The 24,424-nt window shown below is 41.7% G+C and carries 27 protein-coding genes and 3 pseudogenes; 2 read left to right on the top strand and 28 right to left on the bottom strand.

Translation table 11 applies throughout. The features are described 5' to 3' along the window. A pseudogene (locus tag AC4HAO_RS09520) lies at positions 1-112 on the top strand (IS982 family transposase); the annotation flags it as partial. A 94-nt stretch (positions 113-206) separates the two neighbouring features. On the opposite strand, the gene rnmV reads toward AC4HAO_RS09520, so the two are convergent. The 18 genes and pseudogenes from rnmV to AC4HAO_RS09430 all read right to left on the bottom strand — a co-directional run bounded on the left by rnmV (position 207) and on the right by AC4HAO_RS09430 (position 15,334). Next, entirely contained in the window at positions 207-785 is a 579-nt protein-coding gene (gene rnmV, locus AC4HAO_RS09515; protein WP_491135223.1) for a ribonuclease M5, read from the bottom strand. 42 nt (positions 786-827) lie between these two features. Further along, positions 828-1,277: an ASCH domain-containing protein gene (locus tag AC4HAO_RS09510; RefSeq protein WP_491135222.1), complete on the bottom strand. Its 450-nt coding sequence runs from the start codon at positions 1,275-1,277 to the stop codon at positions 828-830. An 18-nt stretch (positions 1,278-1,295) separates the two neighbouring features. Next, complete coding sequence (locus AC4HAO_RS09505) at positions 1,296-2,069, bottom strand: TatD family hydrolase (protein ID WP_491135221.1); 774 nt, start codon at positions 2,067-2,069, stop codon at positions 1,296-1,298. 69 nt (positions 2,070-2,138) lie between these two features. Further along, positions 2,139-2,675: a DUF1307 domain-containing protein gene (locus tag AC4HAO_RS09500; RefSeq protein WP_491135220.1), complete on the bottom strand. Its 537-nt coding sequence runs from the start codon at positions 2,673-2,675 to the stop codon at positions 2,139-2,141. Between the two features lie 115 nt (positions 2,676-2,790). After that, on the bottom strand, positions 2,791-2,925 hold the full coding sequence (gene rpmH, locus AC4HAO_RS09495) for a 50S ribosomal protein L34 (protein ID WP_002885866.1): 135 nt from the start codon (positions 2,923-2,925) through the stop codon (positions 2,791-2,793). A 101-nt stretch (positions 2,926-3,026) separates the two neighbouring features. Then, positions 3,027-3,434 carry a DUF3021 domain-containing protein gene (locus AC4HAO_RS09490; protein ID WP_491093579.1) on the bottom strand — a complete coding sequence of 136 codons (408 nt, stop codon included), beginning with the start codon at positions 3,432-3,434 and terminating at the stop codon, positions 3,027-3,029. Between the two features lie 9 nt (positions 3,435-3,443). Next, the gene (locus AC4HAO_RS09485; RefSeq protein ID WP_491093615.1) at positions 3,444-3,899 is read right to left on the bottom strand and encodes a LytTR family DNA-binding domain-containing protein; all 456 of its coding nucleotides are present in this window, start codon (positions 3,897-3,899) and stop codon (positions 3,444-3,446) included. Positions 3,900-4,063: 164 nt separating this feature from the next. Then, positions 4,064-4,909, bottom strand: coding sequence for an ABC transporter permease (locus tag AC4HAO_RS09480; protein WP_491135219.1), 846 nt, complete (start codon positions 4,907-4,909; stop codon positions 4,064-4,066). After that, positions 4,909-5,763: an ABC transporter ATP-binding protein gene (locus AC4HAO_RS09475; RefSeq protein ID WP_491093581.1), complete on the bottom strand. Its 855-nt coding sequence runs from the start codon at positions 5,761-5,763 to the stop codon at positions 4,909-4,911. The genes AC4HAO_RS09480 and AC4HAO_RS09475 overlap by 1 nt, the downstream gene beginning before the upstream one ends. Positions 5,764-5,934: 171 nt before the next feature. Next, positions 5,935-6,363 (bottom strand): annotated as a pseudogene (locus AC4HAO_RS09470) (Jag family protein); the annotation flags it as partial. Between the two features lie 227 nt (positions 6,364-6,590). Continuing rightward, positions 6,591-7,068 (bottom strand): annotated as a pseudogene (locus tag AC4HAO_RS09465) (Jag N-terminal domain-containing protein); the annotation flags it as partial. A gap of 55 nt (positions 7,069-7,123) precedes the next feature. Then, the gene (locus tag AC4HAO_RS09460; protein WP_447451963.1) at positions 7,124-7,924 is read right to left on the bottom strand and encodes a YidC/Oxa1 family membrane protein insertase; all 801 of its coding nucleotides are present in this window, start codon (positions 7,922-7,924) and stop codon (positions 7,124-7,126) included. Next, entirely contained in the window at positions 7,902-8,267 is a 366-nt protein-coding gene (rnpA, locus tag AC4HAO_RS09455; RefSeq protein ID WP_447451751.1) for a ribonuclease P protein component, read from the bottom strand. Before rnpA ends, AC4HAO_RS09460 begins: the two co-directional genes overlap by 23 nt. Positions 8,268-8,392: 125 nt before the next feature. Beyond that, positions 8,393-9,787, bottom strand: coding sequence for an argininosuccinate lyase (argH, locus tag AC4HAO_RS09450; RefSeq protein WP_491135218.1), 1,395 nt, complete (start codon positions 9,785-9,787; stop codon positions 8,393-8,395). Positions 9,788-10,383: 596 nt separating this feature from the next. Further along, entirely contained in the window at positions 10,384-11,580 is a 1,197-nt protein-coding gene (locus tag AC4HAO_RS09445) for an argininosuccinate synthase (RefSeq protein ID WP_491135217.1), read from the bottom strand. Between the two features lie 470 nt (positions 11,581-12,050). Then, the gene (locus tag AC4HAO_RS09440; protein WP_447451748.1) at positions 12,051-12,800 is read right to left on the bottom strand and encodes a response regulator transcription factor; all 750 of its coding nucleotides are present in this window, start codon (positions 12,798-12,800) and stop codon (positions 12,051-12,053) included. Between the two features lie 402 nt (positions 12,801-13,202). After that, positions 13,203-14,660, bottom strand: coding sequence for a glutamate--tRNA ligase (gltX, locus tag AC4HAO_RS09435; protein WP_491135216.1), 1,458 nt, complete (start codon positions 14,658-14,660; stop codon positions 13,203-13,205). Positions 14,661-14,782: 122 nt separating this feature from the next. Further along, positions 14,783-15,334 (bottom strand): cysteine hydrolase family protein, encoded by a 552-nt coding sequence (locus tag AC4HAO_RS09430; RefSeq protein ID WP_491135215.1) that lies wholly within the window; start codon positions 15,332-15,334, stop codon positions 14,783-14,785. A gap of 114 nt (positions 15,335-15,448) precedes the next feature. Here AC4HAO_RS09430 and AC4HAO_RS09425 point away from each other — a divergent pair, with 114 nt between their 5' ends. After that, a complete protein-coding gene (locus tag AC4HAO_RS09425; protein ID WP_491093587.1) occupies positions 15,449-15,841 on the top strand; it encodes an Lrp/AsnC family transcriptional regulator in 393 nt (130 codons plus the stop codon). 96 nt (positions 15,842-15,937) lie between these two features. Here AC4HAO_RS09425 and AC4HAO_RS09420 read toward each other — a convergent pair whose 3' ends face one another. From AC4HAO_RS09420 to AC4HAO_RS09375, 10 genes are all read right to left on the bottom strand, one after another. Then, positions 15,938-16,603 (bottom strand): LiaF transmembrane domain-containing protein, encoded by a 666-nt coding sequence (locus AC4HAO_RS09420; protein ID WP_491135214.1) that lies wholly within the window; start codon positions 16,601-16,603, stop codon positions 15,938-15,940. An 8-nt stretch (positions 16,604-16,611) separates the two neighbouring features. Then, positions 16,612-17,058: a LytTR family DNA-binding domain-containing protein gene (locus AC4HAO_RS09415; protein WP_491093589.1), complete on the bottom strand. Its 447-nt coding sequence runs from the start codon at positions 17,056-17,058 to the stop codon at positions 16,612-16,614. 236 nt (positions 17,059-17,294) lie between these two features. Next, entirely contained in the window at positions 17,295-18,041 is a 747-nt protein-coding gene (locus AC4HAO_RS09410) for a TIGR00266 family protein (protein ID WP_491093590.1), read from the bottom strand. A gap of 107 nt (positions 18,042-18,148) precedes the next feature. After that, on the bottom strand, positions 18,149-18,646 hold the full coding sequence (locus tag AC4HAO_RS09405) for a beta-class carbonic anhydrase (protein ID WP_491093591.1): 498 nt from the start codon (positions 18,644-18,646) through the stop codon (positions 18,149-18,151). 153 nt (positions 18,647-18,799) lie between these two features. After that, complete coding sequence (locus AC4HAO_RS09400; RefSeq protein ID WP_491135213.1) at positions 18,800-20,440, bottom strand: CHAP domain-containing protein; 1,641 nt, start codon at positions 20,438-20,440, stop codon at positions 18,800-18,802. A 106-nt stretch (positions 20,441-20,546) separates the two neighbouring features. After that, positions 20,547-21,959 (bottom strand): Fe-S cluster assembly protein SufB, encoded by a 1,413-nt coding sequence (sufB, locus tag AC4HAO_RS09395; RefSeq protein WP_491135212.1) that lies wholly within the window; start codon positions 21,957-21,959, stop codon positions 20,547-20,549. 21 nt (positions 21,960-21,980) lie between these two features. Then, positions 21,981-22,541: a nitroreductase family protein gene (locus AC4HAO_RS09390; protein ID WP_491135211.1), complete on the bottom strand. Its 561-nt coding sequence runs from the start codon at positions 22,539-22,541 to the stop codon at positions 21,981-21,983. Next, positions 22,507-22,629, bottom strand: coding sequence for a nitroreductase family protein (locus AC4HAO_RS09385; RefSeq protein WP_491093595.1), 123 nt, complete (start codon positions 22,627-22,629; stop codon positions 22,507-22,509). Before AC4HAO_RS09385 ends, AC4HAO_RS09390 begins: the two co-directional genes overlap by 35 nt. Positions 22,630-22,648: 19 nt before the next feature. Next, entirely contained in the window at positions 22,649-23,083 is a 435-nt protein-coding gene (gene sufU / locus AC4HAO_RS09380; protein WP_491093596.1) for a Fe-S cluster assembly sulfur transfer protein SufU, read from the bottom strand. Beyond that, positions 23,070-24,296 carry a cysteine desulfurase gene (locus tag AC4HAO_RS09375; protein WP_491135209.1) on the bottom strand — a complete coding sequence of 409 codons (1,227 nt, stop codon included), beginning with the start codon at positions 24,294-24,296 and terminating at the stop codon, positions 23,070-23,072. The genes sufU and AC4HAO_RS09375 overlap by 14 nt, the downstream gene beginning before the upstream one ends. Between the last annotated feature and the right edge of the window lie 128 nt (positions 24,297-24,424).

The following is a 24,424-nucleotide window of genomic DNA, read 5'->3' as shown; positions in this document are numbered from 1 at the left end:
GTCACTTTGTCGTTTATTTGATATTGAAAGACCACTAGCTAGAAGTCTTACTGGAATGGAATTGTTTTTACAGCAAGCTTTCTTTGCACATAACTGCAGATATTTCAACTAGCACCACAGGTATTTTTTATATTCAAAGTATATCGAAATAATAACTAAAACAATAATAACTGATATTATATTTGTCATATTTAATCTCCAAAATATCACTCGCTTTCACTCTCATATCTCTCCATCACTTCTTCCGCTTCCGCCAAGGTCACACCGAAAAGTTCCAATCGCTTGAGGAGTTGCTTACCGTTAGTGTAGCCGATACGCAGCTGTTCACCTAGGTATTCACGGCGCTTGCGACTGTCAGCTCCCATGAGAAGCCCAAGACGGATAAGATCCGATTGAGTAATATCAAAACGATTGTCATCATCGTAGCTGCCAAGAACCCCAGACAGAGCTTTTTGCAGGTCCTCAAATCTAGCATGCTCAACACCGAGCGAGCGTCCCTTAGTTTTTGATTTTGGTACAGCCTCATCACGGTTAAGAAAAGCATGTTTAGCGGTCGGTACAGCCTCCATGATAATTTTGCGAATGCGCTCGCCATTGTAGTCTGGGTCGGTAAAGACAATCACCCCACGCAAGTCATTGAGGTAAGCAATCCTTTCTAAATCGTCATCAGTAATTGCCGAACCCTTGGTTTCGTAGGTATCAACCTCATAGAAACGACGCAGGTTAGCAGTGTCACTCTTGCCCTCAACGACGAGGACTTCTTGTATTTTTATCTTATTTTCCATTATTTTTATTTTTGATATGAATTCACTATCTACTAAGGAGAGTTAATAAACCTTTTCAAATACTTCACTCAGCATAGGGGCTTGTTCATAAAACTCTTTTCCGACTTTTTGGTATTCCTGAGTGAAAAAATCATCATGAACCTTTTTCCAATAGGCGTAACTCCTATCACCTTCTCCCTCATGCCAGGCATGCTCAGGTGAAATCAAATGATAGGGCATGATATAGGTCACTTTTGTTTGCGTGACACAAACAGGTTCATCCGAACCATTGAGGATGATGTTGTATTCCCCAATCTGGGGCACCCACTCTCCAAGCTCATACAATTCATAGGCTGAGGTTGTAGCCGTTTTAATCTTTCTATTCACTAAATCCGCTGGCTCGTCTGCCATCTCTTTAGTGTTTCCAAAGCTCCACGCCTCATACTTGGTATCTTCTGGTAAATGTAACTTCCTACAACAACGAACCCAGTAATCCTTGATCGTGTCAGTCATATCGTCTTTTTCTTCATCTTAGCAGTCAATTCCAAAAATGCGCAGAGCATTTTCAGTCGTAGCTTCAGCCACTTCCTCCACAGTCATACCTCGGAGTTCTGCAATTTTATCGACGACATAACGAGTATAGGCCGTGTGGTTTTCCCGGCCACGTTTAGGCACTGGTGCCAGATAGGGTGCGTCTGTTTCGACGAGGATTTTATCCAGCGGTAACTTCTGCGCTGCTCCCTGCACATCCAGAGCCTTCTTAAAGGTGACCACACCCGAAAAGGAAATCATTATGCCAAGTTCGACAAAACGCTGTGCCATTTCCAAGGATCCTGAGTAGGAGTGCATGATCCCACCACGGGGGCCGACGCCAACCTCCTTAACGACCTCATAAGTGTCCTCTAGGGCATCACGGGTATGCACCACAAAAGGCAGGTCATGGTCCTTAGATAGCTGGATTTGGCGTTTAAAGACCTCAATCTGAACGTCCTTAGGATCTTCCATCCAGTGGTAATCCAGCCCAATCTCACCAAGAGCAACCACGCGCGAATTGGACAAATGACTAACAATCATATTCTCCACTTCCTGCGTGTAAGAACCAGCCTCAGTCGGATGCCAGCCGATAGTCGAATAAAGCTCAGAAAACTGGGCAGACAATTCCAAACTCCGCTTAATCGTCGGTTCATCAAAACCAACAATATTCATCTTAGTCACACCGAGTTCACGCGCTGCTGCAATTTCTTCTGCTTCTTTTCCTGCAAAATTTTCTACGTTTAAATGAGTATGGGTATCGAATATATTCATGCCTTTATTTTATCACAAAGTCCAGATAAAAAGAGCCCAAATCATATTTGAGCTCTGCTATCTTATTCCTTAGTTTAGCTCTTGGAATTTACCATCTTTTACCTCAGTGTAACCACCAGCTAGCAAGGCTTGAATGGTTTGGCTGTAACTAATCTGATCGGGGGCTTTTCCATCTGTCAACTGAATCTGCAAAAGTTCAGCATTAGCTTGTAAATCAACCTTGGTATAATCAATAGTTGTCTCCTCTATCAGGCGATCTGTCTGATAATCAACCTTATGCTCAATGCCTTCGATACCATCCCACTTAGTCGCACCGTTTTGTTCATAGTGAGCCTGCGCAGCCTCTGGTGAATCAACGCCCAAAGCCGAGTAAAGGACAACTGTCCTTGTCTGCGACAACAATAGCTGATCCCCTGCGTACTCATAATGATTACGGATATCCCTTTCACCGGCAACAAATTTCTGATAATCAGACTGCTGCCGACTAGCCTGACTATTGCTGGTAGTATTTGTAGTATTATCAGGTGTCTTGCTACCGCCACATGCGCTCAAGCCGACAAGGACCAACAAGGCCAGCAAGCTGACAATCACCTTTTTGAAAGTCATAAAAATCTCCAATCTTTTCACTCCCTCCATTATAAGGTATTTTACTGCAGGGTCAAGAAAAATCTAAAAAGCCAATTCCCTCGAGTAAGAATTGGCTTTTTATTCATTATCACCCTTAAGCTGACAATACCTTACGTCCCTTACGACGGCGGGCTGCTAGCACGCGGCGGCCGTTTTTAGTTGACATACGGTGACGGAATCCGTGCTTACGTTGGCGACGAATTTTACTTGGTTGATACGTACGTTTCACCTTGAATACCTCCTCTAAGATTTTCGTATTCGTTTAGCCGGCTATTATTGTGATCAGTTACTAAACATACCTTATTATTCTATAGGAAATGGGTACGCTTGTCAAGATTTACTCTTCTTTTTTTCAGCTAGCTTATGGTTAATCTTATCAATACGATGAATCCATATACTATAAACTATTCCCCAAATAATAAGATAGCATAAAATAAAGTTACCAAACGAACTGAGGGAAAAAAGAGTCCCATCATAATCATTTAATCTATTCATAAGAATAACCAGACTATAGACCAAACAAAAATGAAGGAATAGCTGGGCTATAAAAGAAGGACGTTCAAAGCTAAAAATCATGGAAATCAATCCTATTAAAGCACTGATCCATACAACATTGGCAATCTGTTCCACAGACTGACTTTCTGCACCATTTAACCAGAGGATGACAACATAGGTGAAACCACCAAAGCCGACACCTATAAGAGCGTATAGGGCCATTTTTCTCAAAAATCTCTTCATTTTCTTACCTCATAAACCTAAACGTTCCTCTAAATTGCGCAGATAGCGACGGCTGACATCTAGTCTGCGTTTCCCTGTCAGAATAGCTAGCATGTTACCAGAAAAACTGGCCTCCAAAGCTTCCAGATGGTTAATATTCAAGAGGGCATGCTTAGATACCTGTACAAAATCTGGATTATTGAGCTGTTGACTGAACCTATAGAGTCGCTCATTGATCTGATAGCGCCCCTGCAAGGTTTCTAAGATCAAACTGCTGCCATCGACATCAACAAAGATCAAATCTTGCACCTTAAGCATTTCAATACGATCAGCTGTTTTAAGCGGCAACACGGCTGGAGTCTCGGTTTGGTAAGCCGATAGATAATTCAAAACTTGCTGCACCTCTGCATTTAGTATTTGGCTGCGAACCACTACCTCAATTGCTTCCCGGTCCAAGCTCTTATCTTCTTCAAAGCGGTAATTCATCTGTCTCTCTGCCCCCTTGGCATAGTATTACTGCATTCCACCACCAATCCGCCTCAAAATTCCGGAGAACCCAGCTCTGGTCTTTGGACAAGCAAGAAATGCCTAATTAATCATACCAGAATTTACACTAGCAACTCAAACTTTGCCCCAATACTCTTATCAGTTTATCGCAAAACTGACTTCTTGACAAATAGAAGAATACTCAAAACAAGCAAGCTGACAAGCGTGACACCAGCACTTAATAAAACATTCTGTGACAAGGTCATAACATGATCCTTTACAACCAGGCTAATGCCTAGGTATTCCTTTAAATCTAAGGGAGACTGCCATTTAGGAATCTTACCCCCGATGAGAATCTGACGGAAAGCCGCAGCAACATAGGCTCCTGGAACTAATTTAATCACCTTTTGAGCCATATCTGGCAAACCACCGATCGGCATGTAAACCCCAACTAAAAAACCAGACGCTGTCCCGATAATAACAGCCAAGCGTTCCGCAACTTCAACAGAATGAATAAATTGCAAGATGATCAAATTAAGGATAGCTGCCATGATCGAGCTCAAGAGCATGAGTCCCAGAATTTTAGGAAGAGAAGCTCCATCAAACCCTAAACCATCCTGCCAGGCAAAATAGAGCGACATAACACCATACATGACCAACTGCATAATACTGCCGATCAAGCTGGTGCTGATAAGATAGCCAAGATTCAATTTAAAAGCAGAGGTCTCTGTCAGCAAAAAATCATTAAATTTTTGACTTTCCTTATCACGAACCAGACGCACAGCACTAGACCAGGTCGTCGTAATGCTAGTAACCGCTAGAATACCTCCCATTACCCATTTATCTAAGAATTTTTCTGGATGGTCCAGACTGCTCCAAGCATCCAGCATATTTTTTTGCAGGAAGATAATATAGAGTGCAAAGGCAATCCAAGCCCCCATAAGGGAGAAAAAAACACTAGCCTTATTGCTAAAATAAAGTGCTAGATTTCGTTTAATAATAACTAACATTAGTCAATCTCCCTTCCAGTAATAGCCATAAAAGCTTCATTAATTGTCCCTTGTTTAAATTCAAAATCGATAATACTGTCCTGATAGTTAGCAAGTATAGTAATAACCTCCTGAGAGGATAATCCTTCCACCAGATAGCCCGCTTCGACCCTCCTTATCTCATAAGGGAAATCAAGTAATTTTTGCTGGTCCTTTGTTTTTAAAAGGAGCTGACTCTTTGCATATTCCTTGATTAATTCAAAGGCTGTTCCCTGTGCTAAAATTTTTCCTTGATCAATGACATAGGTCACTTCCGCATTTTCAGCTTCTTCTAGATAATGCGTTGTCAAAAAAATAGTCAAACCCTCTTCCTTTTTCAAGCGATAGAGCAAATCCCAAATCATCTGACGCGTCTGAATATCCAACCCTGTCGTGGGCTCGTCAAGAAAAAGGAGGTCAGGCTTACTGATAAGAGCACGCGCAATATCGACGCGGCGGCGCTGACCGCCAGATAAGGTGCCGTATTTTTGATGAAAAAAGTCCTTCAAACCAGTCATATCAATCAAATCAGTCAACCAGTCCCTGTCAATTTGACGATACAGACCTGCACGGTTGTTGAGATTAGCCTTGACAGTCAATTCTTCATCAAGCACGCTGTCTTGAAAGACAATACCAATCTTGACCTGAGGAAGGACCTTAATCTCACCAAAGCTTGGTTTTAAAAGTCCTGTTAACATTTTAATTGTCGTTGATTTTCCGGCACCATTGGTTCCTAAGTAAGCTACCAAACTGCCCTTGGGAATCTGTAAATCAAGCTGATCCACAACTGTCTGATTAGCATAGACTTTGCTTAATGATTTTGTTTCCATTAACATATCTCCCACCTCCACATCATATAGTAGCAAAAAAGCTCCTTCTCGTGACTGAAATACCGGTAAGCGGTAAAAACAAGGAGGTAAGTGGTAGCAAAAAAAAAGATATCACTTATTTAAAATTTTCCTCAAAAAAGAACCAGACCGTACGCGTCCAGCTCCCTTACATTATTGCTAAGTCCTGTCGGGAATCACAACGACATAACGCTTAGGATCCCTTCCTTCTGAATAGCTGTCAACCCCCTTAATATTAGCAATGGTCTTATGCACAATTTTGCGCTCATCATTGCTCATACTATCCATAGCATAAGATTTACCGCTATCCATAACCCTATAGGCAATTTTTTTAGCAAATTCACTCAGGGTCTCCATCCGCCGCTCGACATAATCATGCACATTGAGCGTGATAGAAAAAGCGCGCGAATAGTGGTCATGTAAATAATTTTGTGCCAAAACCTGCAGAGATTTGAGTACCTTCCCATGATAACCGATAACACGTCCTGCTTCAGGTGTTTCAATCTGAACAGTGATTTGACGGTTAGTATGTCTGGTGGTCAGACTGGCTTCAACATCCATTTCATAGATAATAGCTTCTATATAGGAAGCCACATCTGTTGCAGCCTTTTCGATATCTTTGCTGGTCAACGACTCTACTTGATCAAACTCACTGGCGACAAAAGCTTCAAAGGAATCAGCTTCTGATGATGAATGGGCAGTTGAAGCCGCTACAGCAATTTCCACTCCTTTAGAAACTGCTATCTCCGGCGCTGCAACAGCCCCCCCTTCAGACACCTCTTGCTGCTGCGATAAGGCAACAACATCCGCTGAACTATCGTCTAACTCATCCTCCCAATCCAGTCCTTCTTCATCCAGCTCCTCTTTCTTCCGACGATACTCCTCGACAATCTCATCTGGCAGTAAGTCGCTGAGAATAGCCGTCACCGATCGTCTGGCATCCAGCATTTCTGATTTCACATTATCATTGACAATCTGTCCACGCTTTTCTAAATACTTGATAATACTGGTAACCTTACGAGCTTCCAGTTGCTCTTGTTTCAGAGCTTCTTCAGACACTTCTTGCTTACTTAAAGCTCTTGGTAAACTGCGGACAATTTCTTGATCAGCCTGAGAAACCGTCGTGCGATTAATGACTTCGACATCGACCTCCGCTGGCTTCTTCCAAAAACCAAAAAATCCTTTCTTTCCACGGGATAGGACACGGATAGAGGCCTTAGTCCTCGTGATATCGAGTTCACGTAAGCCGTTCTCAATTGCCTCATCAACAGTGTTACCTGTGAATTTAACCATAATCTATCTTCTCCTTCGCTAACAGAAAAAAATATCTACCTTCTGATGCGTTTACTTAACGTCTTTTACGCGCCTTCTTCTTAGCACGACGAATTTTCGCTTCCCTCTCTTTGGCCTCACGCTCCTGACGCTCGCGCTCGGCAATAATCTTAAAGGGGTTGTTGAAAATCAGCATCTGAACAACCTGAAAAGCATTACCGATAGCCCAATAGAGAGCGATACCGCTGGTGAAACGGGCGCCAATCCAGAGAATAAAGAGGGGCATGATAATACTAGTTGCTGTCATGAAACCATTTTTCTCTTTGGCAGCCTTGTTGCTCAGCCACATGGACAAGAAAGTAAAGAGCGCTGCTAAGACTGGCAAAATATAAGTTGTATCGTTACGACCAAGATTCCAAATCAAAAAGCTACCGCGACTGAGCTCTGGTACCCTGATCAAGGCCTGATAGAGCGCCAACATTACAGGAAACTGAATCACTAAAGGCAGGAAAGCTGCCCATTGGTTGATTCCTTTCTCCTTGTAAAGTTCCTGGGTTTTTAGGGCCTGCATATTGCGATCGTCCGCATATTCTTTTTGAATACGTTTGAGTTCTGGCTGCAATTCCTGCATTTCCTGACTAGATTTAATCTGACGATTATAGAGAGGAATCAGGGCAATCCGAACCAAAAGAGTAAAAAGAATAATACCGATACCAACCGAGCCACCAAACGACATAAATTGGATAGCCCGACCGAATCCATAGACTAGCTGATCCCAGCCTGTCGAGGAACTGGTCACTTCGCCGTTGCGTCCGCAAGCCGATAAAAAGATAAGGGCGGCTAAAGCCAGTCCACTAAGCTTCATGGTTTTCTTCACAGTCATTTCCTTTCCGATACAGCTGAGCAAGTGCTAATACATGCTTCAAATTTTGCTTCACTTCCTGATAGTTCAAGTCCTCCACTCCTTTTCTGGCAATCACAACAAAATCATGTTTTGTCAGATCAGGCGAGAGCTCCATCAAAATATGCCTCAATTTTCGTTTAACACGGTTGCGGGTGACAGCATTCCCCAGCTTCTTGCTGACAGATAAGCCCACCCTGAAATGTTTTTGCGGCCTCTCAAGACTGTAGACGACGAATTTTCGGTTGGCTACACTCTTACCCTGACCAAAAATAGCCTGAAAATCTTGATGACGCTTTACTCGATAAGTCTTTTTCACCACGGTCTCCAAACACTCGAAATTATTCTTTATTATACCACAAAAGACCAAAAAGCCCAAAATCCCTCAGATTTTGGACTATCCTGATAGAAAATCTTACTTATAAACAGCTCGCTCGGTTGTTCTCAAAAAAACGACCTATCCAAAGCCTTCTTAGCCTGTTCAACTTGCCATTCAACCTGTTCAAAACCTGTCCCTCCTAGAGAATTGCGGCGCTCTACAGCTGTTTTGGACTGCAAGGTCACATAGATATCCTCCTCAATTAGATCTGAAATTTCTTGGTAACGCTCCAGAGGAAGATCCTGCAAGTAATGACCATTCTTGGTGCACTCCAGTACCAGCTTACCAACGATTTCATGAGCCTGACGGAAAGGCACTCCCTTAACTGCTAAGTAATCAGCCAGCTCGGTTGCATTAGAGAAGTCTTTTTCAGTCGATTCAGCCATATGGACATCATTGACAGTCATGCTGTCCAGCATTCCAGCTAGAATATCAATAGCAACCGTAATAGTTTCCACCGTATCAAACATGCCCTCCTTGTCCTCCTGCAAATCCTTATTGTAGGCTAAAGGCAAGGACTTCATCACGGTCAAAAGACCAGTTAAGTTACCATAAATACGCCCAGTTTTGCCACGAATTAACTCTGCCATATCCGGATTTTTCTTTTGCGGCATAATAGACGACCCTGTTGAAAAAGTGTCTGACAGGGTAACAAATTTAAACTCGTTGGAACACCAGCTGATGATTTCTTCACAAATCCGGCTCATATGCATCATTAAGATACTAGCATTTGCAAGAAATTCTAAAATAAAATCGCGGTCAGATACAGCATCCAGAGAATTACTGTAAGGTTGTTCAAATCCCATCAACTGAGCTGTCATTTCACGATCAATAGGAAAGGTCGTTCCAGCAAGAGCTGCTGCCCCCAGAGGGGAAATATTGGTATGTTTTTGGTTGAACTCAAATCGCTCGCTATCACGGGTAAACATATTGTAGTAGGCCATCAGATGGTGCCCAAAGGAAATGGGCTGAGCATGCTGCAAGTGCGTATAACCCGGCATAATCGTATCAGTATGCTCAGCAGCTAACTCGACCAAAATCTGACGCAGATGATGCAATTTATCAATGACCTCACTCAACTTAGCCTGAAGGTAGAGATGCATATCTGTCGCAACCTGATCGTTACGTGAGCGGGCAGTATGAAGTTTCCCTGCTACTGGGCCGATCTTTTGAGTCAACAATGACTCCAAGTTCATGTGGATATCTTCATTGCTGATATCAAACACCAGCTTCCCAGCCTTAAAGTCCTGCAACAACTCTTCCAAGCCAGCTTTAATTTGAGCAGACTCAGCCTGAGTAATGATTCCCGTCTCACCCAGCATTGTCACGTGAGCCAGCGACCCCTTTAGATCAAATTCTGCCATCTTTTGGTCAAAAGAGATAGAAGCTCCAAACTCTTCAACCCATTTTTCAAGGCCAGCTTCAAAACGGCCGCCCCACAGTTTATGATTTTCTGCCATTGTATTTTCTAGGACAGTTGCATTAGCTTATGCAACTCCCCATTCCTTTCTGATCTTTTCGAATAATTATCAGCCAATTTGATCATCCTGCCACAGCCAAAAAGCCTAGCAGTGACAAAACAGTACTTCCTCATTCTATCAAAAAAACTAGCCTATGTCACAGCTAGTTTTAACGGCCTCACGGGACAGCCCCTTGAAAGGAACTCACTGGTTCACCTTATTCAAGCTCGTAGGAGACCTCACTGAATCTCCCAATCGAGAATCGAAAATAATAAGAAAAGAGTCTCAGATCCAGCTCTCTGACTGTGATTATCTGATAAGGCTTCCCCTCTATTTTAAAATAGCCGGACTGCTTCAATAATCTGATAAAAATTCAAAGGCTGATAGTAAAGCCTATAAAGCAGCCACAACTCAAATGCTGAAGCTCAGTCAGCTCGGAAGCTCTCTTCTTAAAACCTCTAATTCAGGCACACTAGCGAACTATAAGGCTGAGCTGATTGATTATAGCTTGCCCTCAATCACTACAGTCCGTCTGAAACAACGAGTAATAGTGGCTATACTCTTAGAAACAGCTCTGATACCACCAGTCACCTCAACTATTCACCTGGCTTATTAATCTGGGCATTAACCTGTGTTGGCAGTCCCCAAAGCTTGATGAAACCAACCGCAGCATCCTGATCAAAGCTATCTGCTGAAGTATATGTGGCAAGATTTTCATCGTACAAGGAATTTGGTGATTTACGAGCCACAACCTTAGCAGAACCCTTGTACAATTTTACTTTGGCAGTACCGTTAACTACTTTTTGCGTTTCCTTGATATAAGCAAGAATAGCTTGTGTCGCTGGGCTGAACCACAGAGCATTGTAAATCAAGTTTGACAGCTCGTTTTCAAGGATAGGCTTGAAATGCGATACTTCACGCACCAAGGTCAGATCCTCGATCTCTTTGTGGGCCGTCAAAAGGGTAATAGCCCCTGGGCATTCATAGATTTCCCGAGATTTGATACCGACAAGCCTATTTTCCACATGGTCAATACGTCCCACTCCATGTTTGCCAGCGAGGTCGTTCAATTTTTGGATAAGATCAGCCAGTTTCATTTCCTGACCATCAAGAGCAACTGGCTTACCTTCCTTAAAAGTAATTTCTACAAACTCAGGGGTATCAGGAGCTTCTTCTACCGGGTTTGTAATCCCAAAGGCATCTTCTGGTGCTTCATTCCAAGGATTTTCAAGAACACCACATTCGTTAGCACGTCCCCAAAGATTTTGGTCGACTGAATATGGATTGTCAAGATCGGCAGGAACCGGTACACCATGAGCTTTAGCGTATTCGATTTCTTCTTCACGTGACCACTTCCACTCCCTTACTGGGGCAATAACTTTCAAACTTGGATCAAGAGCTGCAATGGCCACTTCGAAACGAACCTGATCATTCCCTTTACCAGTACAACCATGAGCGATAGTTGTTGCCCCTGTCTTGTGGGCAATCTCAACCAATTTCTTAGAAATCACCGGACGGCTGAGGGCTGATACCAGCGGATATTTTTGTTCGTAGTAGGCATGGGCTTGAAGAGCTGGCAGCACATAATCTTGCGCAAACTCATCTTTAACATCAAGGACATAAGACTCAACTGCTCCAACACTTAGAGCCTTATCATGAATAAACTCAAGATCCTTTCCTTCACCAACATCCATACAGACCGCAACAACATCGTAGTCCTTTTTCAACCAAGTGATAGCAACTGAGGTATCGAGCCCCCCCGAATAAGCTAGAATAACTTTCTCTTTTGACATAATTATTTCTCTTTTCTTATTTTTTTGGTTGTTTTTTGTATATCTCAACCTTACGAGCCCTATTGTATGGTATTTTTATTCACTCGTCAAGTGTTTTTTGTATTTTTATCGATTTTTTGCCATTTTTTTGATTTTTATGCATAATAAAGTAGAATATACACATAAAAATGAACAATCTATTAATCTGATTAATAAAACTTTTTAAGACAAAAAGAAACCTGCCGTTTGGGCAGGTTTCTTTCCATTTCACAAGTATATTGGGAGAGAGATGAGAAATGGGTTTCGAATAAATAAGAAGTTCGGGATAAGTTTGCGTCTGTTTCCTATTAGTGAAAGACTTGGGAGAGAGAAACTAATAGAAAACTTCATCCCTACGTTCACTAGTATATCTCAAATCTCTATTTTTTAAACCGCTATGTCTTGAATTGTCGTTTTTTTGTCCTGAAATGTCAAAAATAATCTTGAACTGCCTAAGCACCCTGACGTCTTTGCTCCCATTCTTTCATAAGAGACTTTAATTTCAGACGAGAGACCGGACAGGAATCTCCATTTTCAAAGAAAGCAAGAAGCTCTGCCTTATCCACACGGCTAATATTATCCAGATTGACAAGGAAAGATCGGTGGCAGGAGAAGAGTCGGGAATCTACTTCAGCAATTTCAGAAAGATTGCCGTAAAATTCCAGCCGCTCACTTTTTGTCATCAGCATCACCTTATGAGGGGTAGGGGAAGTCGCAAAGTAGTAAATATCCTTAAAAGGCAATTGGACACGCGCCTGAGCCGACTCAAAGGTAAAGACCTCATCCACCTCTTCAGAACGATGCATGTGGTCAGCTGTATATCTGATTGCCTCCCGTAAATCAATTTTAAATTCCTCATCTGTTCCAGTCTTATCAATAAAATCTAGGGCTGATACCTTATATTTAAAACTGATCGGAGCAAATTCTGAGTGGGTGGTCACAAACACAATGACAGCTGCCGGATCAATCTGCCGAATTTCAGCTGCGGTTTCCAATCCCTTTTTGGTCTCGCCTTTAATTTCAATATCCAAAAGGAAGAGCTGGTGATTTCCCTTTTCCGCAATCGCCTCTAATAAATTTTCTGCCTTGGAAAAGACCCCAAACTGACGAGCTGATGTCCCTTCTTCACGCAAGATCTCTGTTACCAGCGTTTTTATCCGCGTCTGTTGGATGAGATTATCCTCTAAAATAAATATATTCATAACTTCTTATCCTAATTTCAACTACTGTTTGAATTATTATATTATTTTATAATTAAAATAACAACACGCTATCTTCATTGAAAATAAAAAATCCCCCGACCATTCGGGGGATGTCCAAAACAGTGAACAGTATGTCTTATAATTGGCTTGGCTAGGAGAAGCCGTTACAATCGCCTTGAGAATATATCTCTCCCCCATTCTCTAAGGCAGCTTTCCATTAGAAGCCAACTTTTACAGTAAGCAAACTTATCACCAATCGTGTCTAGTATACCATAAGCTGCCTCCAATAGAAAGTAAAAAGACTGTAAATTATTTCCTACATTAAAAGCAGAGCGACCTAAACACTCTGCTATAATCTACCAATTTAAATGAGTTCTACAGAGCTATAGAGAAACGTTGTCCCTACCTCAAGCTCTCCAACATATTGGTAAGGTGCTCAATTGATTTTTCTCTACCTAAGAGATAGATTGTGTCGGGTAATTCAGGCCCGTGCATTTCCCCAGATACTGCAATGCGAATCGGCATGAAGAGGTTCTTGCCCTTGATACCCGTTTCTTTTTGAACGGCCTTAATTTGTGGGAAGATGTTTTCAACAACAAAATCCTCATCAGACATAGCTTCTAACTTAGCCTTAAAAGCTTCAAGCACTGTCGGAACCGTCTCACCAGCCATGAAATTCTTCTCTTCCTGTGTCAATTCTGGAAAGTCTTCAAAGAAGAGGTCAGTTAGAGGAACAATTTCATCAGCCGATTTTAGCTGAGGCTGGTAGAGCTGGACTAATTTCTCAGCCTTATCGGTCAGACGTCCTGCTGCCTCAAGGAATGGTTTGCAAAGCTCAAAAACCTTATCAAAATCAGCCTTCTTGATGTACTCGTTGCTCATCCAGTCCAGCTTCTTTTGGTCAAAAGCAGCTGGTGACTTGCTGAGACGATTTTCATCAAAGAATTTGATCAACTCCTCGCGTGAGAAGATTTCATCTTCTCCACCTGGATTCCAACCCAGAAGAGCGATAAAGTTAAAGACTGCTTCTGGCAGATAACCTTTTTTACGGTAGTCCTCGATAAATTGAAGGGTGTTGGTATCACGCTTCGACAGTTTTTTACCAGTCTCAGAGTTGATGATCAAGGTCATATGGCCAAACTCTGGTGCCTCCCAGCCGAGTGCTTCATAGACCATGAGCTGTTTAGGGGTGTTGGCGATATGGTCATCGCCGCGGATAACATGGGAAATTCGCATATCGTGGTCATCAATGACAACGGCAAAGTTGTAAGTTGGATAACCATCGCGTTTCTGAATAACCCAATCACCACCGATATTGCCGCCTTCAAACTCAATGTCACCTTTAACGATATCAGTCCATTTATAAATACTGGCATCATTAACAGCCAAACGAACCGTTGGGATAACACCGGCTGCCTCACGCTCAGCAACATAAGCTGCTTTTTCTTCCTCGTTCATCCCCAGATATTCATTGATATAACGAGGTGTTTCACCAGCTGCTTCTTGACGCTCACGCTCAGCTGCAAGTTCTTCTTCTGTCACATAAGACTTGTAAGCCTTTCCTTCCTCCAAGAGTTGGTCAATATATTTTTGGTATAGAGGCAGGCGTTCGGACTGACGATAATTTTCATGAGTTTCTGGGCTCTCATCCCAGTCTATTCCCAACCAGCGTAAATTGTCCAGCTGGGAACGCTCGCCATCTTCAACATGGCGCTTGCGATCCGTATCCTCAATACGAATGACAAAGGTACCGCCATAGTGACGAGCATAAAGATAATTAAAGAGCGCTGTCCGCGCATTTCCGATATGTAGCAATCCCGTTGGACTTGGTGCGTAACGCACACGAATTTCATTAGACATAGTCTTCTACTGTCTCCTATTTTCCTGTTATAGCTGTCCTAAAAGAACAGAAAGCAAACCACTTAATTAGCCGTTTGCGATCCTTTTTATTATAGCACAAATATGAGGAATTATGATGTTAACTAGAAACTTTGCCTCTTGATAAAATCCACTGTTGTTAAAACCTCTGCAAATCTCTGAAGAGACACTAAAAAACTTAATTGGACATTTTCAGCTTTTACTAACTGGGAGCCATAATATAAATCCCTAGTTGTTGTAGTATCCTCAATCACTATAGGATTGTAACTTTTTTCATAAGCAGCCCTTGTGGTTGAGTCAATACACATGTGAGTCATCATCCCTGTTATAACCAGCTGTGAGACGCCTAATTTTTTAAGAAAAATTTCCAACTCAGTATTCAAAAAGCTGTTAGGAAACTGTTTTTGAATAACAATTGAACCGTTTAATTGAATCAGGTTTGAGTGCATTTCCGCACCTTGGGTCCCTCTTACAAAAAACGGGGCATCCTCACTTTCATTAATATGCTGGATATAAATAACAGGTAGTTCCTTCTTATTAAATAGCCTTATTAGTTGATTAATAGAATCTAGCGCCTCATCAGCCTTAACTAGCTCATACTTACCACCAGGAAAGTAGTCCTTCTGGACATCAATAACAATCAATGCTTGTTTCATTTGCTACTCCTTTAATTTTTGATATGATTAAGTATAAATATTTCTAACCTGTTTGAACATACTTTGGTGAAAAAATAATTACTTCTATCATTTCAACATGAAAGGAATTAGTTTATGGATCAAATGGATCTACAGATTATTGAACTTTTAAAATCAAATAGCCGCCTAAATAATAAAGAAATCGGAAAAATCGTCCATTTGACAGGACAAGCCGTTGGACAGCGAATCATCAAGTTGCAAGAATCAGGCACGATTAGGGCTTTTACAGCCTCTATTCAATATACAACTCAACAATTCATTTTAGTGTACATGGATAATAATAAATTCCAATCATTCGAGAACTTTTTAGCCAGTCAGCCTAGTATTGACGAATTTTATAAAACAGCAGGTCGAGCCTGTTATATTATTAAAGCCCATTTTTCAGATAATGAGCTCAAATCATTTTTAGAAAAACTTAATGAATGGGGACGTTATAACGTTGAAACAATCATACAACAGCTAAGATAAATTGGTAAGTATGAGTCTGAGCCAGACATAAACATTATAGCTCCACTGTCATCCATAATTCCCATAGGATTAATATCTGGTTCCAGCTCTTCCAGTTCAAATATATTCAATGCTCAGTCGTCCAAAATTAACGTCACCGGTCACAACTAAACGCTTATTCTGACCGGATAGCCTTTGCGGAGCTTGAGCCATTCCCAAGGCGGTCTTTACTTGCAAATCAACATACCAATCTTTGGGAATATAAAGGGTAATATTACCAAAATTGACTTCTACCTCAAAATTAGCAGTATCACCTAAAATTAAGGCATTATCAAAATAAATAGTGGAATTTCCAAAATTGACCTCTGCTTTATCTGACAGAAAATTATCATTATGAATATAGCGAGTAGAATTGCCAAAATTATATTCTTTCCCATCATTGGAGGAGGAATAGAATCGTCCATAGGTCAGAGTCCTGTGCCATTTATGCTCAGGCTTAAAAATTAATTCCAAGCCAATGCAGGCAAGGATAGCAGCTAAGAACAGTGTCCAAGTCTCAATGCGAACAAAATGGTACTGACTATTTAGGATAATAACTATCAAAACGCCACAGATTCCTAGTCCCATGATAGAACCTGTCAGTAGGTTTTTAATAGCATGATAGGCCAAGAAGACCAGGGCAAGTAGTGCCCAAATGGATAGGGGAGAAGGCATTAAATAGTCTTTAAATAATAGAAAAACAGATAAAAAGAGCAAAACGATACCTAAGAAATACTTTTTCATGATAGAACCTACCTCATTTCATTTAGCTTGTCTTTCAAATATTGATAATAGTGACGCGAAACATGAATCTGCTTGTGTGTATCTTCAAAATGGATCGTACTGGTTCCTGAAAATGATTTATCCAGAGAATAGATAGTTTGAACATTAACAATAGCCGATTTTGAGATACGGCAAAAGTAAGCAGGTAATCTGTCTTCTAGCTCATAGAGCCTCATTTTGACCCTATAAGCGTCCTCCTTAGTATGGGCATAAATATTTGCTCCCTCAGTTTCAAAGAAAAGGAGCTCTGCTAAGTCAATAAAATATTCACTCGTCCCTTTATACAATGGAAAAGGTGCCCTATCCATACAACTGAGTAAACGGCAGATTTCATCTACTTTACCACTAAGATTAGGCGTTTTTAAAACAACTTCAAGAGTCTCTAATCTTTTATCCAGCTCAACCCTAATCTTCATAAGAATTACCTTTCCATCTCTAGTAACTTTATTATAGCAAGTCTGCTGCTATAAACAAGGGAACTCTCATAAGTGGTAACATTCGGCTGATAAGTCGTTAAGATGGACTTGTTGACTTTTAATAAATAAAAATCCAGGGCAGTATAACAACTCCCTAGATTTCCATTAACCCTTTATTAAGGTAGTAACGGCATAGACCTCTAGCCACAAGATAGGCTATAAAACCAAAAGTTCAATTACATCAACCCTAAAATTCCTGAACCATTACTGTTCGTATTTGAAACCGTTAAATGGCCGCCAATAACCTGAGAGAAAGTCTCGATATTGAGACTTTGAACATAAACTTCACCACTTCCCCGGAAGGTATTAACAATTCCTTCGCCTGTACCAAACGACTGCAAAAGGCCATTCTCTAGGTGAATCTGATAATCTAATTCCTTAGACCAAGCGACAACATGTGCATTATCAATCGTAATCTCCTGTTGATCAAGCTCCAGCTTCTGAATAGAACCGAAACTGTTAGCCAGTAAGGTGCCAACTCCTTCTGTTGACATGACAAAGAGCCCACCTTGCCCACCAAAGAAGGCACGACCGACAGACTGGCGCTCCATGGTATACTGGGCCGAGCCATCCAAGGCCAGAAAAGCACCATCATTGAGACGGTATTGTTTAGCTCCAAGCTCTAAGGCAATAATCTGACCCGGCATTGAAGGAGCAATCGCCAAACGACCATCATTACCATTAGCAATCGCCTGTGTAATAAAGGCCGACTCCCCTGAAACTACAGAACGACCAACAGCCTTAAAGATTTTACCAAGACCTGCACCTTTAGCGTTAAGCTTTGTGTTCAAGCTAATAGACGGCGTGTGGTAGACCATGCTGCCTCGTTGGATATAAGCTGACTCCCCAGCTTCTAAAAATATCTCAACTAAAGGAAATTGCATATGGCTATCAATACGGTAAGTCATATGATTATCGGACATAATATTTCTCGCTTACTTATTTAATAATAGTTTCAGTATAGCGGTATATCCCAAAGATTGTCAATAGGCCAAAAGAAAAATCAGCCCAAAGTCTTAGGCTGACGTCCCTAGCACTCAACTGCTGAAATGCGGCCGCTATCAACATCATAGATAGCACCAGATATGATAATATCATCTGGAATTAACGGAGAGTCTCGTAAGAGGTTGACATCCTCTCGAACACTGGCTTCAAGATCATCAAATGGACGAAAATCATGATCATGTACATTTTGGTTTAACTTACTCTCAACAAGGTTAGCTAGCTCTTCATTTTTAAAAGTAAGCATGCCACAGTCCGTATGGTGGAGAACAACGATTTCATGTGTCCCAAGCAGTTGTTCTGAAATAACAAGAGAGCGAATAGTATCCTCGGTTACCCGACCGCCTGCATTGCGTAGAATATGGGCATCACCCAGTGCTAATCCCAGAGCTGGAGCAACATGCAAACGAGCATCCATACAGGTGATAACAGCTACTTCTGTTTTGGGTTTAATCGGTAAATGGCTTGTCCCATGTAATGCAACATAAGCACTGTTGGCATTTATAAAATTATCAAAATATGACATAATTTTCTCCTTTACTACCGCTAAGTATAAAACGCTGTTATTATAACACAAATAGCAAAGAAAAGCCTGAGTTCAGACTAGGATCAAAAAAGCTTGTTTCTTGTTTACGAAGAGAACCCTTTTGGTCAATAGCCCCAAAATTCTAACCTAATCTTACCCTTTCCCAATAACATAGGTCAACTCTGCTGCTTGTTTGGCTGTGAAGGTGCGATAGGAAACAAGGCCTAGCCCTAAAGCATTAGATTCAGAAATTAAAATTGATCCATCCTTTCGAACCTCCTCCACAATAGCGACATGGCCATAATTAGGATCAGCACCGGCCTGATTAGGAGCAAACGATACGGCATAGCCTAGCTTGGGTTCATGAGTTAATTCATAACCAGATTTGTAAATCCATGCACCGCCATTCCCCATATAGGCATCAAATTGATAGCCCAATTCATGAGCACGATTATAAACATACCAAGTACACTGCCCCCAAGGATAGGAAAGAGCAACATAGTTTTCTATGTGCATTGGCTTAGATAAGTGATAACCTGCGGGGACGACCTCAAGGCTAATCCCACTGAAATTCTTAAGTTCTTCAGGGATAGTCGGCGTTCCCCCGTGCTGATCAATCCAGCGATCTATATTCTGCATGGCTTGCGCGCGGCGTTTACCTGTACCGGAAGTATCCGTAAAATAAACACCCCCTTCCGTTAATAAATCTAGTTGTCCTTGAGCGTACTTTGTCGCTTTGTCATCTTGACGCTTAAAACTCCAATTTTTATTTTGAATAATTGTTTCAGCAGTCATCCGCCTAATAGCAATCTCGTCTGAAAAATGAGTAGCATTGCTAACATTAGTATCAAAAGCTCCGTAACCAAACATATTAGCACCAGCTTCTTTGGCTACACCAGCAGTTCCTAGTGAGCTTTCAAAAAGTGCGATAGCAATGATAGCACGGACATCTAGGCCGCTCTCTCTTTCCCATTTAAGCAGACGCTGTCCATTGATACGATTTCGATCGTAAGCTATTCCTAAGGAATTGAGGTAACCATCCAGTTGTTCAGCCTTGATCCCATAGCGATGAGACAGAAGATTATGACTGTAGGCATTTTTGCCAGACCAGTGTTCTACATACTTTGTATAAGAAAAAGCTGGAGTAACCTCACCATCATCGTTATCAAAAACCGATGTTGCGCTCCACAATGGGCTAGCAATTACTGAAGCTTGGGAACTTGATGTGACCGTTCCAGAGCTCTCTGAATATATAGGTAAAGATAAATTGAATGGGTCATATGATTTAACAGGCGCTTGCTGGTCTCTTGAGGGAAGATCTGAAGAAGAACCTTTGGCTGCATCTGAAGAAACCTCTTTTTCCGTTATTTCAGTTTCCTCCATTGCCCTCTCTGATGTGATCGAACTATCCTCAGTACGATCAGCCATTTCGGTTTTACTTTTCTCCTGCTCACTTTCTACTTTATCCTCAGATGATGGCTGAGGAGAATCTTTAAAAGTTTCCTTAGAATCTGCTGAACTCTGGTCTGACGCAGAGAACGAGACTTCCTGGGCACTACTCTCTGTCTGCGTTTCCGCCTTGTTCTCATCTTCATCCTTAGTTTCTTCTACCTCCGTCGAATCCTCAGAAAAAGAAATATCATCCGAACTGCTGCTCGACTCGCTACTTTTCCCTTCTTCCTTAGACCGGCGAACCGTTCTTTCTGCCGTTTCGGCTCTTGTTATGGGAGGAACAAGATAGGCCCCACTTAAGATAAGTAAAAGCGTCAAAGCCACCAATTTTTCTTTTTTCATGGCCCAAAACTCCTTTCATAATATGATTCACCTATTTATTCGCGAAACATATAAAAAAGCTTTAGAAACATCTTTGTAACAATGTTCCTAAAGCTTCATTTTTAAGTTAACCAACTGAACCTTCCATTTCATAGCTAATTAAGCGATTAAGCTCAACAGCATATTCCATTGGCAGTTCTTTGGTAAAGGGTTCGACAAATCCCATAACAATCATCTCTGTCGCCTCTTGCTCGGACAATCCTCGACTCATAAGGTAGTAGAGCTGTTCTTCTGAAATTTTTGAGACTTTTGCTTCATGCTCAAGGGCTACTTGTGAGTTATGGATTTCATTAAAAGGGATGGTATCAGATTTAGATAAATCGTCCATCAAAATCGTATCACATTCGATATGACTAACAGACTTTGTCGATTCACGATTAAAAGTCACCTGACCGCGGTAATCCACTTTACCCCCATTTCGAGCAATAGATTTTGACACAATAGACGAGGAGGTGCGGGGCGCATTGTGAATCATTTTTGCACCAGTATCTTGGTGCTGCCCTTCATTGGCAAAGGCAATAGATAACATAGTCCCGCGCGCTCCCTCACCTTCAAGGTAAACAGAAGGGTACTTCATAGTCGTTTTAGCACCAATATTACCATCAATCCACTCGACGGTAGCATTTTTTGTTGCCTTAGCCCGCTTGGTTACTAGGTTATAGACATTATCAGACCAGTTTTGAATGGTTGAATAACGCATATAGGCACCATCCAAGGCAAAAATTTCCACAATGGCAGCGTGAAGACTGGCCGTTGAATAGGTCGGCGCTGTACAACCTTCAACATAATGGACACTAGCTCCTTCATCTACAATAATCAGGGTTCGCTCAAATTGAGCTGTCGCCTCATTGTTCATGCGGAAATAGGTCTGCAAAGGAATATCAACCTTAACTCCCTTAGGCACGTAGATGAATGTTCCTCCTGACCAGAAAGCAGAGTTGAGAGCTGCCAGCTTATTATCCGTGGGAGGAACCAGTTTTGAGAAGTACTGTTTAAAGAGGTCTGGATATTCCTTGAGCGCTGAGTCTGTATCTGTAAAAACAATTCCCAGCTTATCATATTCCTCTTTCATATTATGGTAGACCACTTCTGACTCGTATTGAGCTGAGGCGCCAGCCAGATATGCCCGTTCTGCCTCTGGGATCCCTATCCTCTCAAATGTTTCCTTGATCTTATCGGGAACGTCATCCCAATCACGAGCAGCCTTGTCTGTTGCTTTTGAGTAATAAATCAGATCATCAAAGTTGATGTCTGAGAGATCTGGTCCCCACTCCTGCATAGGCATCTTATTAAAGGTTTCTAAGGACCTTAGGCGAAAGTCCAACATCCAGTCAGGCTCGCCTTTTTCCGCCGACATTCGACGCACAACCTCTTCACTGATCCCCTTACCTGTTGAAAATACAGGAGTAACGTCATCGTGGAAACCATATTTATATTCACCGAGGTCAATCGGTTTTGGCTCTACTTTTTCTTCTGCCATGTTCCCTCTTTCTATTTTAACTTAGTCTAAAATCTTCAAAATTTTGTCTAGTGATTGTCGCTCAGGGCGGAAAGTATTAACAGAATGGTCACTTTCATAGCCTAAGGCCGTACCGATTACAATCTCATAAGCACTATCAACCCGTAAGGTTTGCGCTAAATTTCCTGGAAATTTAACTAATTCATAAGCCACTATGGTTGCCAAACCTTGGTTATTGGCCGATAAACTTGCTGTTTGCAAAAAAGCTCCCATATCTAAAATAGACCACTCAGGTGAGTTTTTGGGCAAGGCAAAATACATAATCACTGGAGCTTGAAAAAGTTCTTGGTTAAGTTGCCAAAAGGTCTCATTTTTAACCTCTGTAAAGTTATCTAAGCGATTAGACCAAGCCGCCATGTGAGACTGCTGATCTTCTTGAAAACCTGTCCGAGAACGAACTGGAAAAATCGGAGTTGATTTTTGTCCAACTTCGATTAAACTCCTGTGGTCTGACTTTATTTTCTCCAAGGTTTTTCCAGTCGCTACATAGACTTTCCAGGGCTGTGAATTAACCCAAGAAGCCGTTTGACTGGCTTTCTGCAACAATTTGCTTCAGCATTTCTGTCTCGACTGGTTGATCCTTAAAGTGACGTGTCGAATGACGATTGGCCATTAATTTACTAAATTCCATAAGTAGCTCCTTATCTCGATTACATCTCACTACGTTCGATGGCCTTTTTGAGGGCATTCCATGAGAGGGTGGCACATTTGATACGCTGTGGAAATTTTGACACACCAGCCATGAGCTCAGCTTCACCTAGCTCTTTTTGCTGGTCGTCTGTTTCTCCTTGGACCATCTTTGAAAAGATATCCGCCAAACGAAGCGCCTCCTCCTTGGTTTTGCCAATAACCGCATCTGTCATCATACTAGACGAAGCAGTCGAAATCGTACAACCATGGCCGGCAAAGGCGATATCCTCAATAACACCATCCTTAAACTTCACCGAAAGGTTGATGACATCACCGCAAGTTGGATTATTGAGCTGCAATTGCTCAACTCCTTCTAAAAAACCATGATGGTGAGGACTCCTAGAGTGATCAGCAACAACCGCCTTATAAAGACTATCTAACCTAGAAAGTGCCATTAAAGAACTCCTTCGCTTTTAAAATTGCATCCACTAATCGATCACAATCTTCTTTGGTATTGTAAATATAAAAACTAGCCCGTACGGCTGAATGAATACCCAGATGATTAATCAAGGGTTGAGCACAGTGGTGACCGGCTCGTACAGCTACTCCCTCATAATCTAGGGCTGTCGCCACATCATGAGGATGCAATCCCTCTAAATTAAAGGCAATAACACCTGCATGCTGAGACGAATTCTGCGGCCCATAAACTGTTAGCCCTGTAATCGCCTGTAACTGAGGCAAGACATAATCAACAAGCTCTTGTTCGTGTTCCTGCACATTAGCCATTCCCAACTCACCTAGATAATCAACCGCCGCTCCTAAAGCGATGGCTCCAGCAATATTGGGAGTCCCCGCTTCAAATTTCCACGGCAGCTCTTTCCATGTTGCCTCCTGTTCGTAGACAAAATCAATCATTTCACCACCAAATTCAACTGGTGACATCTGATTGAGAAGCTCTTCTTTACCATACAAAACACCAATACCTGTCGGACCTAACATTTTATGACCAGAAAGAGCATAAAAATCACAATCCATATCCTGCACATCAATAGCCATGTGAGGAGCTGATTGCGCACCATCAACAACCATATAAGCACCATATTGGTGAGCTAAGTCAGCAACAGCCTTGACAGGATTGATGCAACCCAGAACATTAGAGACGTGGGCAAGGCTGACAAATCTAGTCCGTTCACTGAGCTTAGATTTGAGGTCATCCATATCCAATTGACCATCTTTTAGATAGACATAGACTAACTCAGCACCTGTTTCCTGACAGACTCTCTGCCATGGAACCAAGTTAGAGTGATGCTCCATAACCGAAATCAAAACTTGATCTCCAGTTTGTAAAATCTCCTTGGCAAATTGAGCTACCCAATTGAGCCCCGTCGTTGTTCCGCGCGTAAAAAGAATCTCCTTAGTTGAACGCGCATTTAAAAAGAGGCGTAACTTCTCACGACTGTCTTCATAAGACTGAGTTGCTCGTTCAGCTAAGGTATGTACACCACGATGAACATTGGCATTATTTGTACGGTAATAAGATTCTAAAACCTCAAGGACTGCTTGAGGTTTTTGCGTTGTAGCCGCATTATCTAAATAAACTAATGGCTCATCATTTATTACCTGGTCTAAAATCGAAAAATCTTTCCACAGTTTTCTTGCATCCAACAATGATAAACTCCTTTTTATAAGATATAAGGACGCCAAATAGTCATTTTTGAGATATGGGATAAAATTTCCTAGACTTATGCATTTTTATAGTTCTACTTGCAAGACGCAAGAGGGTGCTTTCCGCCTTC

The organism is Streptococcus sp. ELY_137, from assembly GCF_058314515.1.
This window is presented reverse-complemented; position numbering and strand designations above follow the sequence as displayed.